The 13,276-nt window shown below is 48.7% G+C and carries 15 protein-coding genes; all 15 read right to left on the bottom strand.

Annotation, left to right across the window (positions count from 1 at the left end; genetic code table 11):
* Window positions 1–72: 72 nt before the first annotated feature.
* The 15 genes from FNT36_RS14715 to nrfD all read right to left on the bottom strand — a co-directional run bounded on the left by FNT36_RS14715 (window position 73) and on the right by nrfD (window position 13,263).
* On the bottom strand, window positions 73–474 hold the full coding sequence (locus FNT36_RS14715) for a DUF983 domain-containing protein (protein ID WP_233635932.1): 402 nt from the start codon (window positions 472–474) through the stop codon (window positions 73–75).
* Complete coding sequence (locus tag FNT36_RS14710; RefSeq protein ID WP_144849091.1) at window positions 471–725, bottom strand: hypothetical protein; 255 nt, start codon at window positions 723–725, stop codon at window positions 471–473. Before FNT36_RS14710 ends, FNT36_RS14715 begins: the two co-directional genes overlap by 4 nt.
* A 41-nt stretch (window positions 726–766) precedes the next feature.
* The gene (locus FNT36_RS14705; protein WP_144849088.1) at window positions 767–1,342 is read right to left on the bottom strand and encodes a DUF420 domain-containing protein; all 576 of its coding nucleotides are present in this window, start codon (window positions 1,340–1,342) and stop codon (window positions 767–769) included.
* A complete protein-coding gene (locus FNT36_RS14700; RefSeq protein ID WP_144849085.1) occupies window positions 1,326–1,634 on the bottom strand; it encodes a hypothetical protein in 309 nt (102 codons plus the stop codon). The genes FNT36_RS14705 and FNT36_RS14700 overlap by 17 nt, the downstream gene beginning before the upstream one ends.
* 393 nt (window positions 1,635–2,027) lie before the next feature.
* Window positions 2,028–2,381 carry a cytochrome C oxidase subunit IV family protein gene (locus FNT36_RS14695; RefSeq protein ID WP_144849082.1) on the bottom strand — a complete coding sequence of 118 codons (354 nt, stop codon included), beginning with the start codon at window positions 2,379–2,381 and terminating at the stop codon, window positions 2,028–2,030.
* An 85-nt stretch (window positions 2,382–2,466) separates the two neighbouring features.
* Window positions 2,467–3,243, bottom strand: coding sequence for a cytochrome c oxidase subunit 3 (locus tag FNT36_RS14690; protein ID WP_144849079.1), 777 nt, complete (start codon window positions 3,241–3,243; stop codon window positions 2,467–2,469).
* Between the two features lie 47 nt (window positions 3,244–3,290).
* Complete coding sequence (locus FNT36_RS14685) at window positions 3,291–3,878, bottom strand: cytochrome c oxidase subunit 3 (protein ID WP_144849076.1); 588 nt, start codon at window positions 3,876–3,878, stop codon at window positions 3,291–3,293.
* Between the two features lie 83 nt (window positions 3,879–3,961).
* Window positions 3,962–4,813, bottom strand: coding sequence for a heme o synthase (gene cyoE / locus FNT36_RS14680; RefSeq protein ID WP_144849073.1), 852 nt, complete (start codon window positions 4,811–4,813; stop codon window positions 3,962–3,964).
* Window positions 4,814–4,864: 51 nt separating this feature from the next.
* The gene (locus FNT36_RS14675; protein ID WP_233635931.1) at window positions 4,865–5,974 is read right to left on the bottom strand and encodes a COX15/CtaA family protein; all 1,110 of its coding nucleotides are present in this window, start codon (window positions 5,972–5,974) and stop codon (window positions 4,865–4,867) included.
* Window positions 5,975–6,096: 122 nt separating this feature from the next.
* On the bottom strand, window positions 6,097–7,965 hold the full coding sequence (locus FNT36_RS14670; protein ID WP_144849065.1) for a cytochrome c oxidase subunit I: 1,869 nt from the start codon (window positions 7,963–7,965) through the stop codon (window positions 6,097–6,099).
* A gap of 29 nt (window positions 7,966–7,994) precedes the next feature.
* Window positions 7,995–9,095: a cytochrome c oxidase subunit II gene (locus FNT36_RS14665; protein ID WP_144849062.1), complete on the bottom strand. Its 1,101-nt coding sequence runs from the start codon at window positions 9,093–9,095 to the stop codon at window positions 7,995–7,997.
* A gap of 91 nt (window positions 9,096–9,186) precedes the next feature.
* Window positions 9,187–10,500 (bottom strand): quinol:cytochrome C oxidoreductase, encoded by a 1,314-nt coding sequence (locus FNT36_RS14660; RefSeq protein ID WP_233635930.1) that lies wholly within the window; start codon window positions 10,498–10,500, stop codon window positions 9,187–9,189.
* 12 nt (window positions 10,501–10,512) lie between these two features.
* Complete coding sequence (locus FNT36_RS14655) at window positions 10,513–11,268, bottom strand: c-type cytochrome (RefSeq protein ID WP_317129615.1); 756 nt, start codon at window positions 11,266–11,268, stop codon at window positions 10,513–10,515.
* Window positions 11,268–11,795, bottom strand: coding sequence for a DUF3341 domain-containing protein (locus FNT36_RS14650; protein ID WP_144849059.1), 528 nt, complete (start codon window positions 11,793–11,795; stop codon window positions 11,268–11,270). Before FNT36_RS14650 ends, FNT36_RS14655 begins: the two co-directional genes overlap by 1 nt.
* Window positions 11,788–13,263 (bottom strand): NrfD/PsrC family molybdoenzyme membrane anchor subunit, encoded by a 1,476-nt coding sequence (nrfD, locus tag FNT36_RS14645; protein WP_233635929.1) that lies wholly within the window; start codon window positions 13,261–13,263, stop codon window positions 11,788–11,790. Before nrfD ends, FNT36_RS14650 begins: the two co-directional genes overlap by 8 nt.
* Window positions 13,264–13,276 lie beyond the last annotated feature (13 nt).

Here is a 13,276-nt window from a genome sequence, read left to right as displayed (position 1 = left end):
CCAACCAGGGCTTTCTTAAGAGATAACACCGCCGCTATCCTTACAAAAATCGGGCGAGGATAAACCTAAATACTAGGTAGCGCTACCTTTTTCAAGGTAGCGTTTGTTAAAACGCACACCGCCAAATGCATACAGCATCACAGCGCGCGCATAGCGAAAAGATGGCGGCGTGAGCAATAGCATCACGACAGCCACTGTCGTTACATACACCCAAGTCGGCGGGTCGCCAAAAAACCAGTACAGCACTGCTCCGCTCACAAGCACTATCGGCACTGCAAAGGTGAAGCTGATGTACATAGCTCCCCAATAAAATCCTGGCTCAGGCTCGTAGTGCTGTCCACACACTGGGCAGCTCTCAGGCATGTCCGTGAAGTGGCCTAGGTTGTACATGCCATAGTTGAACAATGGCCCTGTATGGCAATGCGGGCAGCGTAGCGCTAGCAGGGCTAGCCACCACGCTCGGATAGGCTTCATGCTACAGGCGTACGCTTGGGGTGCGTGCGCCGATACCAGAAGTACCCAATAGTCCCCATTAAGATATAGGGTATGGTCATCATGTACACGATGCCTTTGTTGAGGCCAGCTACATCGTAGTCGTCGCGCTCAGCCCGAGCCGCTTCTACCTGCGACTTACACATCACGCACTGGGCACGCGCCTGCTGGCTCAACCCAAGTTGACCTAGAAGTAAATAGCTAAGTGTCAAGGCAAAAAATAGCTTTTTCATAAATTCAGAACACTAATATTCAAGGAAAGTTTGCTACCTACCTAGGCAGCGGGGTAGTACGGAGCAATCATGAAGTATACGATGACGCCCGTCACGGAGACATAAAGCCACACCGGGAACGTCCACCGTGCAATGGCTTTGTGCTTGGTATACTGCCCCGTTAGCGCAAAGTAAAGTGTAAATAATACCAGCGCCACGGTCACTACAGCCAAGCTGATGTGAGTTAAGAGCAGAATAAAATAAATTAAACGGATAGCCCCTACCCCACCAAAATGCGTGCTATCCGCTTGCGAGTGATAAGCTACGTACGAGAGCAAAAACAAGCTACCTAAGCCAAACGCAATGCCCATCATGGCCCGGTGCCGCACTACATCTTTTTGCCGAATAAAATAGTAACCTGCCAGCAGGCAAATAGCCGTCAGCGAGTTCAGCCCTGCATTGATAGCAGGCAGCATTCGTACCTGGGCCCCCGGAATACGGAAAGTCTGAGGAAAGAAGTATAGCACTGCTACCAGCAAGGGCACCACCGCCCCTAGTACGCCCAGGATAATCTTATACTTTGTGTAATCACCCGGCTCTAATACGGGCGGCTGCAACTGCTCAGTGGCGGTGGTCATAGATATAAAGCAAAACGTTAACTTCCGTAATGAGCCGCTCTATCTCATGGATATCGGCACCATCGTAGATGCCACGCACATGCTGGTCGTGGTCAATGAGCAACAACCGGCCCGCGGGCAAAGTTGCCGGCTCAGTAGCAGGCCTAAAAGGCAAATGCTCTGGGCGCAGAGCGGTCAATCCTAGTTCATATTGGGCTAGGCGCTGCACCGAGTCGGGAGCTGCCCCTAGGATAAACCATTTGCCACTAATGGTACCATACTGCTCGCTCAATTTTTCGAGCTGCGTATTCACATCAGAAGCCTGAGGTGCGGTTGATTTCGAAATTATCGTGGCCAATCGCACCTGAGGCTCTCGGCGAAACTTCTCTTGTAAACGCGCCATTTCACGCGTAGCCTGTACACTAGCATCCCCTGGTGTCAGAATCTGTAGTATATACAGGCCTTGCCCAAGCTCTTGGCTTGTTACATACCGCCCACCAGCTGCACGGAATTTAAAAGACTGCACCTGGTGATAAACAGTATCGCGCTGCCACCCTCCGCCCGCAACACGGACAGAGTCCGCCCGCTCAGGCAAGTAGGTTGGCAGCGCGTAATGATTGGAGCCGAAGCCGTAGAGGAACAGAAACGCTAATACGGGCAACAGCAAGAGCAGCCCCAACAAAATGGTTTGGCGGGGCCGCATTGATTAGCTGAACATGTGCGAGAGAGTTTCGCCGATAGACGAACCTTCTGTAACTAGGGCAACTACCAGCCACACCAGCAGCGCAGTGGGGATGAGGATAGTCCAGATGAGACTCTTAGTCTCATGCTTCAAGTGCATGAACTCTCCCACAATAAAGAAAGCTTTCAAAATCGTGAGTACGATGAAGATGCTGTTGCGGAAGGTACGCAGCCCGGGGCTCGTCATGGCGAAAGCAATAGCAAACTCCACCGCCGTGATGATTACTAGTACCCAGAAGGTTTTCCAAATCCACCCAGTGTTGGGTTTGGCGATTTCGCCCGGAATGTAGGCGTGTTCGGTAGTAGCGTGAGCAGACATTTTTTAAATTTTTAGGTCTTGAATGCTGAATGCTGAACACCATAAGTTAGGTATTCAGCATTCTAAACAACATCCAAAATTTTTGTTACACCAAGTAGAAGAAAGTGAATACGAACACCCACACCAAGTCTACAAAGTGCCAGTATAGACCAATTTTTTCCACCATTTCGTAGTGGCCACGCTTCTCAAACGTACCATTGGTGGTAGCAATGAAGCACCATACCAACAAGCACACACCAGAGAATACGTGCGTACCGTGGAAACCAGTGATGAAGAAAAACAGGTCAGCAAAAAGCGGCGGGCCATACTGATTGACCGCTAGGTTAGCGCCAAACATGCGGCTGCCATCAGCCATTAAAGTACCTTTTTCATCGCCGCCAATAAAGTGGGTCCACTCCCAAGCCTGCGAGCTGAGGAACATTGCACCAAAGAGGATAGTCCACAGCAACCACTTTTGCACATCAGCCTTGTCCATACGGTGGCCAGCTTCTACGGCCAGTACCATCGTTACGGAGCTGAAGATGAGAATCATCGTCATCAACGCCACGAAGGCCAATGGCAAGTCCATGCCATGGAGGCCTGGGAACCCGTTAAATACCTTTTCGGGGATAGGCCAGTGGGCTGTGCTAAAGAAGAACTTATCAGCGGTACCGGTAAAAACGCCGTGCTTGTGGCGAATCATGCCGTATGCTGTCAAAAACGCTCCAAAAGTGAAGGCGTCTGATAGCAGGAAGAACCACATCATTAGCTTGCCGTAGCTCGCTTTAAAGGGTTCATTGCCACCATCCCATGTGCCGGTGCGTGGTGCATCGGAGTAGGTAGTAGTGGCAGCAGTGGGCTCTAAGGTGGTCGAATGGGCCATAGCAGGCGGCAAAATAGACGGGAAGTTATCCTACGACAACTCGCGGATTAGTGGTTCAAAAGTAGGAACAAATACAGGTACAACCAAAGGCCGCCCAGGAAGTGCCAGTAGATGCTGGCGTTGCCAATCGAGAGCATAGCTCGCGAATGCACCTGATAGTTAAGGCTTCGCTTAAGCACCACCGCTACGAAAATAAGCCCCGTAATCAAGTGGAAGGCGTGCACGCCCATGAGCACGTATACGAAAGAACCCGATGGATTGGCGTCGGCGCCTCCAAAAAAGGTGCGGCCAGCTACTAGGTCACTCCACGAGTGCACCTGCCCAAATAGGAAAACGATTCCCAAGCCCAGAGTCAGCAGCAACCCAAGCTGGGTGCGCTTTACTTCATTGTGCTTAGCTGAGTAATAAGCCCATTGCATAGCCGCGCTGCTCAGCGCGATAGCGATGGTATTGAATAAGAGGCTAAGAGGCAAGTCAAACTCGCGCCAGTTACCCTCATCACGACGCACAATGTAGCCGCTAGTGAATGCAGCAAACATCATGATAATACTGAAAATGAGCAAGATAAGCACAAGGCGCTTTGGATGCAGCCCTAGTCCTTCTTCCTTCTCAACCAGCAGTTCTGAAGTATTCATAAACTTAGTAAGAATTAGTTGTCAGTTTCGCCACCTAGGTGACCTTGTTACTGGTTTGGTAACAAAAAGCAGGCGATTAAAAGTCAAACTTTATCCAGAACCAGCGCAATTTGTACAATAGGTAAGTATAAAAAAGAGGCAAACATGATGCTTAATGCCGCCTTGCGGTCTTGTGTACGCATAAGCTGCACCGTCATCAACAAGAAAATAACTCCGCATACTAAAGCCACCCCCGCTGATACACGTCCTGAGATGCCTAAGACAAGAGGTAAGAGCGACACCGGAATCAATAAGACAGTATAGGTCATTATCTGAAAAGCCGTGCGCAAATCACGTTCGCCTGGCGAGGGCAGCATTTTAAAGCCAGCGCGCTTATAATCATCATCGGCCACCCAGGCAATTGCCCAAAAGTGCGGGAACTGCCACATGAACTGTATACCAAATAGTACCCATGCTGGAATACCTACAAAGCCCGTAGCAGCCACCCAGCCTATCATCGGCGGAAGTGCCCCTGGAATGGCTCCGACGGCCACACACACAGGCGATATGGTTTTTAGGGGGGTATATATGAAGCCGTATAAGATGAGTGACAACAATGACAGAGCAGCCGTCAATGGATTGAAGAAATAGGCCAGCAGCGCTAAGCCTATGACTCCTAAGACTACGCAGAGCACCCAAGCTTCATTAGGCGAAACACGGCCAGTAGGAAGCGGACGCCCCTCAGTGCGGCGCATACGCTTATCAAGGTCTTTTTCGAAAACCTGGTTGATAATATTAGCTGACCCTGTCACTAATAGGCCACCGAGTATTACTAGCAGCGCCCGGCTCCAGCTTAGTTCTCTGGCTCCTAGTAGATAGCCAATGGCGCTAGAAAACGCCACCGTAAACGAAAGCCGGAACTTGAGAAGTTGGAAATAGGCGCGGGCCTTTGTCATTCAGCTATTGCCGGTGCTCGCTTTGGCGCAGCTAGAAACCGGACTACAAAGTTACGCATGCGCCGGCTGTGGCTGGGCTTGCCGCGTGCGAGTCTTCTCTTGTTGCCACGTTACTAAGGTTAAAAATTGAGCTCCGAATAACATTGTTGCCAATGTGAGGTGCACAGGCTGCATTATCGCTGGTAGCGCTAAGTAAGCTAGCACTATCCCAGCTACTATTTCTAGCCCTAATAATCCTAAAGAAGTAGAAAGCAAGCGACGAAGCCCCGCTCCAGCTGTAGGCCATAATCTGTATACAGCATAGCCATTCAGCAAAGTAACCAGCACTGACATGGAACGATGAACTTTGAATACACTACCCAACTGGCTTACCCAATTGCTACGATTCATATAGTCTGCGGCCGAAGCAACTTGGTCAACTTGTTCTCGAACTTGTGTGCCTAGCACTATTTGAATGAATGTGGCTACTAGCGCTAACCATAAAAGCGTGGATACACCGCTTGAATCGACTAAAGTGACAGGAGCAGACCTATCACTAATTCTATCTTGTGTTGAGCTAGGCTCCACCCAACGCTGAGCCCTGTTAGCCGCATATAGCAGCATGGCTACGATTAGCAGCGCTAAGCCCATGTGAATTGTGACCATAATCGGCAGCAAGTTGGTTGACACCACCAAAGAGCCTAGCCAGCCCTGTATACCAGTTAGTAGCCATCCCCCTACCGCCAACCAAACAATGGCTCGGTCGCGCCGCCAATAAGGCAGTGCCACTGCGGCAGTTACAAAAACAAAAATGCCTATTAGCGCACCTAGAAGGCGGTTTATATACTCAATCCAGGTTTTTGTTGCGTTAAAATCGGTTTCGATATACTGCGTAGGATGGGCGAAAATCTCACCAGCAACTTGCTTAAACCCTAATCCAGCTAATGTGCGAGCTAATTTCTGATTCTTGGCTACACGCTGCGCAGTATATACTTGTTTATAATCAGCTGGCAACTTACTAACGTCAGTAGGAGGCACCCACTGGCCAAAGCAACGGGGCCAATCAGGGCAGCCCATTCCCGAGCCTGTTGCTCTAACCACTCCTCCAACTAAAATGAGCAGATAGATACTTATAACTGTCAAAATGCTCCAGAATCGAAAGCGGCGCACAGAACTATCCATTTGCATAGCAACTATAACTACAACAAGTTTATTTCAGCCACATACTAGGTGAGATAACAGCTGAACAAAATAAAACGGGCCGCCGTTGCGCGGCGGCCCGTTCAGGCAAAACATTAAGTTTTTTAGTCTTCTATTTCTCGCTCATAAGGCAAGTTTGAAGAAGCCGTTTGTGAATACGGCACGTTCTGAGGGATAAAGTCTGTCTCAGAACCTGGCTTGCTGTAATCATACGGCCAACGGTATACTGCTGGAATCTCACCAGGCCAGTTGCCGTGACCAGGTACAATCGGCGTAGTCCATTCCAAAGTCGTAGAGTTCCAAGGATTCTGCGTGGCACGGCGACCACGGAAAATGCTATAGAAGAAGTTGAAGATAAAGATGAACTGAGCGAAGAAAGCAAGAATCGCAGCTGCTGAAATAAACTTGTTGAGGTCAGCAAATTGGCTGAATGCGTCGAAACCTGTCCAGCTATAGTAGCGGCGTGGGAAACCCGCGATGCCAACATAGTGCATTGGCATGAATACCAAGTAAACCCCAATAAAGGTCAGCCAGAAGTGAATGTACCCTAGCTTCTCATCCATCATGCGGCCGAACATCTTGGGGAACCAGTGATACACACCAGCAAACAGACCAAAGAAGGCCGACGAACCCATTACCAAGTGGAAGTGAGCTACCACAAAGTAGGTATTGTGCATCTGGATATCAAGCGTAGCGTTACCTAAGATGATACCGGTCAGACCACCCGAGATAAACAGCGACACGAAGCCGATGGCAAACAGCATTGCTGCAGTGAAGCGGATGTTACCCCGCCATAGAGTTGCCAGCCAGTTGAATACCTTCACCCCAGAAGGCACTGCGATAATCAGTGTTAGGAACATGAATACCGAACCTAGGAACGGATTCATACCAGTTACGAACATGTGGTGAGCCCACACAACGAATGAGAGTAGCGAAATACCAATCAGCGAACCAATCATTGCCCGGTAACCGAAAATCGGCTTACGAGCATTGGTAGCAAGGATTTCTGATACCATGCCCATAGCGGGCATAATCACGATGTATACTTCAGGGTGACCTAGAAACCAGAACAAGTGCTGGAACAGTACCGGCGAACCACCTTGGTTATGCAATGCTTGTCCGGCGATATAGATATCAGACAAGAAAAACGATGTACCAAAAGAGCGGTCAAACACCAGCAGCAAAGCTGCAGAAAGCAGTACTGGGAAAGATAGAATACCTAGGATAGCAGTGAGAAAAAAGGCCCAAATAGTGAGGGGCAGCTTGCTCATACTTAAGCCACGAGTACGTAGGTTAATAACTGTCGTTACGTAGTTAACACCACCTAGGAGCTGAGATACGATGAAAAACACCATCGATACCAGCCACAATGTCATACCCATACCTGAGCCTGGAATGGCTTGTGGCAGTGCACTTAGCGGCGGGTAGATTGTCCACCCTGCAGCAGCTGGACCAGTTTCCAAGAACAGCGATACAAACATGATAATGCTCGACAGGAAGAAGAACCAGTACGAAAGCATGTTCATAAACCCTGATGCCATGTCACGTGCCCCAACTTGCAATGGAATCAAGAAGTTAGAGAATGTGCCAGATAGACCTGCGGTCAGCACGAAAAACACCATGATAGTGCCGTGCATTGTAACCAAAGCCAAGTAAAACTCTTTGCTGAGTTTACCTCCGTCAATCCATTTACCTAAGAGTGGTTGTAGCCAATCCAAAGTAGCTTCAGGCCATCCCAATTGCAATCGGAATAGGCTTGAAAGTGTTCCACCTACGATAGCCCAAAACATTCCTGTGATTAGGAATTGGCGTGCTATCATTTTATGGTCTTGGCTGAACACGTACTTCCACATCCAATGTTGGTCGTGGTGCTCGTCGTGCTCATGCAGGTGCTCATCATGCTCAGTATGCGGTACTGGAGCAGTACCGATACCTCCTTGAGCATTCGCAGATGCGGGAAGATTAGTAGCCATATAAAAAACAGTTATCCGTAAAAATCAACTTACATCGCAGTCTGCGCCGATAAAGGAGCAGCAGGGGTTTCGCCAGTTTCTTCAATGGCAGCGGCTTTAGCACCCAGGCTGCCACCTTTACCTAGACCTGCATTCTGACTAGTTTGCTTATAAGAAGCCATCATATCAGCGTTAGCGGAATTAGGGCTTTGCTTAGCATACCAAGCTTGGTAATCATCTGGCTCATCCACAATGAGCTTAGCTTTCATTGCGAAATGGCTTGCTCCACAAATCTGATTACATGCTAGCTCATAATCGAACTTTGGGTTGCCTAAGTGCGCCCGCATTTCGTCGGTCGTCATTGTTGGCGTGAACCAAAAGCGAGTAGGCATACCAGGTACAGCATACATCTGTACGCGGAAATGCGGCATATATACGGCGTGTAATACGTCGCGAGAACGAATTTTAATCAACACTGGGTGCCCTTTAGGCACGTGAATCTCAGTGCTAGTGAAGTCATCAAGAGCAGCTTTATCGCTCAAGTCAAAGCCAAAGTCATTTGAAGCATCAATGAGGCGATAGTTTATAACACCAAGCTTCATATCACGGCCTGGGTAACGGACAAGCCAGTTGAACTGCTTACCCATCAATTCAACTACTACCGAGTCCTTAGGAGCTGGCCCCGTAATGCGAGTCCAAGCTTTCCAACCTGCAAAAATCAATGAAGCCATTACAATAGCTGGGATGATGGTCCAAACTACCTCAATGGTGTTATTGTGAGCAAAGAAATACGCTCGGCGGCCTTCTTTATGCTGGTACTTATATGAGTAAACGAACAGCAAAGCTTGTGTAAGGACGAAGGCAATGCCGATAACGGTCATTGTAGTCCAGAACATCCGCTCCATGGCATGACCATGAATAGACGCCACAGGCGGATTCATTTTGTTGAAGTTCTCCGAGAAAGACCAAAAGAACGCCGCTCCCCCTACTACCATGAACACTAGCATCAACACCGCATTAATGCGATTGCTCATGCCAATCTCTCGGACGTAAGTGCCGGAAAAGATAGAGGTCAGAATTTGGAGCCGGAACAGCAAGCCGAAAACGACTAGCAAGAGGACCAGCACCAAGAGGATTGTTAAAGCAGTCATTGAATATAAGCTAGAAGTCAGGAGCTGGAAGCTAGAAAAACAGAACAGTTACTAACTGACTATCAACTTCTAGCTGCTGTATTCTATGATGTTAAGTCGTGTGGTGAACGCTTTCTTCTATGAAAGGGTGATTAACAGGTACTAGTGACGCTGAAGCCAAACGACGTGTCACAAGTATCAAGAAAGCACCTAGTAGGATTAGCGCTACACCAATCTCAATCAGGAACCCATTTTCTCCTTTCATAGTGCCCGGCATGAACATCAAATAAAAGTCAGACCAGTGGCCTACTAATATAGCGATACATACTATCTTGAGCATAATCATCTGACGCTTTGCATCTCGCGTCATCAATGCCAAGAAAGGGAAAGCAAAATTGATAAGTAGATTACCGTAAAACATCCACGTGTATCGGCCATCGAACCCACCTAAGCGCTGGTTAAAATACACCGATTCTTCAGGGAGGTTAGCATACCAAATGAGCATGAACTGCGAAAACCATACGTAGGTCCAGAAAATGCTAAAGCCAAACATGAACTTACCTAAGTCATGAAAATGGTTGGAATTCAGCATACGTAGGTAACCGGCTTGCTTCAAGTAGATAGCAATTAGTGTAGTTGCCGCAATACCAGATACCCACCAAGAAGCGAATACATACCAGCCAAACATGGTGCTAAACCAGTGTACGTCTACAGACATAACCCAGTCCCAAGCCGACATAGAAGAGGTTACAGCAAACAGCACTAGGAAGAGAGCTGCTGTCGTGATGCTAGTATGGAAATAGCTGGTACCGCCATTCAGGTCCTCTTGTATAGACAGCTGACGCAACCGTTGAGAGAAGGTCCACCAGATGAATAGATAAGACAGCATGCGAATCAGATAGAAAGGAATGCTGAGGAAGCCGCCTTTACCCGCAATGATAGCGTCATAATTTGCACTATTCTTATCCATAATACCCGGTACGGTCCAATGGAATAGGTCATGGTTGATAAGGCTAGCTGCGAAGACTAGCACCATGATGACACCTCCAGGAAGTATCCATGCGCTCAAGGCTTCATTAATGCGCTTGATTACTACTGACCAGCCAGCGTATGCCACATATTGGATAGCCATGAAGACCGTACCTACTACCGAAACACCGATTAGAAAAACGTTGCTGTGCCATAAGCTGACCAGCAAGCGTTTCAACCAGATAGGGCTGCCGCTATGTTCAGCGTGACCAGCGGCAGTGGCCATGTGGCCAGCTGCTTCATGGTGTTCGCCCCAGCCCATAAAAGCAGCCAATAAGCCGAGAGCTAGAACGATAACACCAGCTATTATAATGGTAACGAACGTGCGTTGTAAGCCCGGATGCTCTCCTAAGTGCTCGGCTACAACGGGCTCGTGATGATGTGTCAGAGTTGCCATATCTATCAAAAATTACATCGAGCCGTTATGAGCCTTGGTGTTGCCCTGGCCAGGTGTCTCAGAACCAGTACCTGCTTGTGCTTGACCTTCGGCCTTTTGGTTGGCTCCATCAGTTTGCTGAGAGCTATTGCCTGCTTCAGTATCGGTAGTTGGTTTCTCTGCCCCAACTTTTACAAGCTTAGGAAGGTCTGCAGGGTCATTATTAAGCTGTAGTACGTGAACGTACATTGCTATTTTCCAACGCTCCTCTGGATTTACCTGCGAGCCATGCGGCATCATACGGTTACGTCCCCATTGGATGACATGATAGATGTGGCCATCATTCATTGTCTTATAAGCGCCCGAAGAGTAATTGGGTACGCCCTTAAATTTTTGACCTACAGGTCCATCACCTTTACCGCTTTCACCGTGGCAATGTTGGCAATTGCGAGTATACAAAACTTGTCCTTCCTCAAGGTTCGCCTTGGTATAAGGATAAGGATTGCTCAACTGGCGCTCTGCTATCCGCACACTATCCTTGGGAATGTGATCGTAGTAGTTAAGCTTACCACGAGGCACAGTACCAGTAGCTGGAGTACGCTCGTTGATGCCAAAAGCGTTAATCTTGTTGTAGCTTGTTTGGCGTAGCGGCTCGTAAGGGATAGACTCGTACATCTCCGGCGCATATTCTACACCAGGGTCGTCGGCACGCGTCGAGCAAGCTCCAAGGCCGGTACTCAGCAGCAAGGAGGCCGCGTACAGCCCGTGTTTGAGGGAAGGCGACATCATTAGAATTTGGTCATTTCCTTTTGATTGACTTCGCTGGCTCCGTTTTCGCGAAGCAACTGAGTCAATTTCGGCAACTGCGAGCTGGTTTCATCCAGTTCAATAGCTACTACAAATTTGTCGTCGGTCGAGCGCGCATCCAGCACTGGCGTTTTGATGCGTGGGTACAACTTCGAGATAGTATAGAAAGTGATTACCATGCCGTGGCAGGTAAAAAACACTGTCAATTCGAAGCTAACCGGAATAAAGGCCGGTAAAGCGATATTAGGCTTACCACCAATAATCATTGGCCAGTCAAAACCCAACATATATATCTGCATCCACAGTGCGAAAGACAAACCGCACAAGCCATAGAAGAAGGCTGCAATAGGCAAACGCGACCGCTCAATACCTAGGGCATCATCAATGCCGTGGACTGGGTAAGGAGAGAAAACATCGTAAATCTTAACTCCCGCGCCGCGAACATTATCAATTGCGTGGAGGAGCACATCTTCATCCTCGAAGATGCCGAGAGCAAAGCGCTTAGTCATGTTTGTCGTAGTTTACAGGTGCCGAAGCAGGAACACCGGGCGTAGAATAAGGTGTCGGCGAATTACGACGGCTGGCCGATTGTGAGCCATCATTAGTACCACCGTAAGTAGGGCCATCGTTAACGGTGTACTTCAGGATAGTCTTAACTTCTGCCATGTTAATAACAGGGAAGAACTTAGCGAAAAGCAAGAACAGCGTGAAGAACAAACCAATGGTACCTACATAGACACCTACGTCGATGCTAGTTGGCGAGAACATTGCCCACGAGGAAGGGAGGTAGTCGCGGTGTAGCGAGGACACAATGATTACAAAGCGCTCGAACCACATCCCGATGTTCACGATGATAGACAGGATGAACGTGAGCAGAATACTATAACGAACCCGACGGAACCATACCAGCTGTGGAGTAATAACGTTGCAGGTCATCATGCTGGCATACGCCCACCAGTATGGACCAGTAGCACGGTTGATGAAGCAGTACTGCTCATACTCAACCTGCGAATACCAAGCGATGAAAAACTCGGTAATGTAAGCTACACCCACAATAGAGCCAGTAGTCATCATGATTTTGTTCATGAGGGCAATGTGCTCCAATGTGATGTAATCTTCTAGTTTGAATACTACGCGGGTGATAAGCATCAGCGTAAGTACCATTGCGAAACCCGAGAAGATAGCACCTGCTACGAAGTAAGGCGGGAAAATGGTGGTGTGCCAACCTGGTACTACTGAAGTTGCAAAGTCCATTGATACGATAGTGTGTACCGAGAGCACTAGAGGCGTTGAAACACCAGCCAGAATCAAGGACACTGTCTCATACCGCGACCAATGCTTGGCCGAGCCAGTCCAACCGAAGCTTAATAGCGAGTAGCTTACTTTAGCAATTTTACCCTTAGCACGGTCACGGATGGTAGCAAAGTCTGGTACTAGACCAGTGTACCAGAATACCAGTGATACTGTGAAATAGGTAGAGATAGCGAATACGTCCCACAGTAGGGGCGAATTGAAGTTTGCCCACAACGACCCTAGGGTATTTTGCAACGGGAAAACGTAGAAAGCGAGCCAAGGGCGTCCCATGTGCAACACCGGGAACATAGCAGCGCAGATTACGGCGAAAATCGTCATAGCTTCTGCTGCCCGGTTGATGGACGACCGCCATTTCTGACGGAACAGCAACAGTACTGCAGAAATCAGTGTGCCGGCGTGGCCGATACCTACCCACCATACGAAGTTGGTGATGTCCCAGGCCCAACCAATGGTTTTATTGAGACCCCACTCGCCGATACCATACCATAGAGTACGGTAAACAGAGTAGAAGAAAACGCCTAGCAGAACCAGGGCTACAGCCAAGGCGCCCATCCACCGAACGTTCGGGGCAGCTTCTACTTGGTAGCAGATATCCTGAGTTACGTCGTGGTACGTCTTGCCACTCGTTACGAGCGGCTCGCGTACAGGTGATACGTGCTGCATAATGATGAATAAT

Source organism: Hymenobacter setariae (assembly GCF_007713685.1).
Taxonomy (GTDB): Bacteria; Bacteroidota; Bacteroidia; order Cytophagales; family Hymenobacteraceae; genus Hymenobacter; species Hymenobacter setariae.
The sequence above is the reverse complement of the archived record's forward strand: the minus strand, read 5'-3'. Positions and strand labels throughout refer to the sequence as shown.